Source organism: Bacillus sp. LR--39 (assembly GCF_053613335.1).
The window spans coordinates 1-824 of the sequence record NZ_JBSIOT010000632.1 but is presented as its reverse complement, the minus strand read 5'-3'; the positions used below and the strand labels follow the sequence as shown (position 1 = coordinate 824).

2 protein-coding genes are annotated in these 824 nt (G+C 43.8%); both read left to right on the top strand.

From position 1 onward, the window contains the following. A partial coding sequence (locus tag ACWHAR_RS25445; RefSeq protein ID WP_452088229.1) for an isocitrate/isopropylmalate family dehydrogenase occupies window positions 1–197 on the top strand: 197 nt, incomplete at its 5' end. A 43-nt stretch (window positions 198–240) separates the two neighbouring features. Continuing rightward, a partial coding sequence (gene mdh, locus ACWHAR_RS25440; RefSeq protein WP_452088228.1) for a malate dehydrogenase occupies window positions 241–824 on the top strand: 584 nt, incomplete at its 3' end.

Genomic DNA, 824 nt, shown 5'->3' with positions numbered 1-824 from the left:
CATCTTCGCTTATTCTTTCAGGCGTCATGCTTCTTGAGCATTTAGGATGGAACGAAGCGGCTGATTTGGTTATCAAATCTATGGAAAAAACAATCGCTTCTAAAGTCGTAACTTACGATTTTGCTAGATTAATGGACGGGGCGACTGAAGTGAAATGTTCAGAGTTCGGAGAAGAACTGATCAAAAACATGGACTAAGCAAGGAAAAAGCCTAAAACTAGCCATAAAGGAGAAGAGAGACATGGGAAATACTCGTAAAAAAGTTTCTGTTATCGGAGCAGGTTTTACCGGAGCTACAACTGCATTTTTAATCGCTCAAAAAGAGCTGGCAGACGTTGTTCTTGTTGATATTCCGCAATTGGAGAACCCGACAAAGGGAAAAGCGCTTGATATGCTTGAAGCAAGCCCGGTTCAAGGCTTTGACGCAAAAATTACGGGAACATCCAATTACGAGGATACAGCTGGCTCTGACATTGTTGTCATTACAGCCGGTATCGCAAGAAAACCTGGTATGAGCAGAGATGATCTGGTCTCTACAAACGAAAAGATTATGAGAAGCGTTACGCGGGAAATCGTGAAATATTCTCCTGACTCTATTATTGTGGTGCTGACAAATCCTGTTGATGCAATGACATACGCGGTGTACAAAGAATCAGGCTTCCCTAAAGAGCGTGTAATCGGCCAGTCCGGTGTGCTTGATACGGCAAGATTCAGAACATTTGTGGCAGAGGAATTAAACCTGTCAGTGAAAGATGTGACTGGTTTCGTACTCGGCGGACACGGTGACGATATGGTTCCGCTTGTGCGTTATTCTTATGCTGGCGG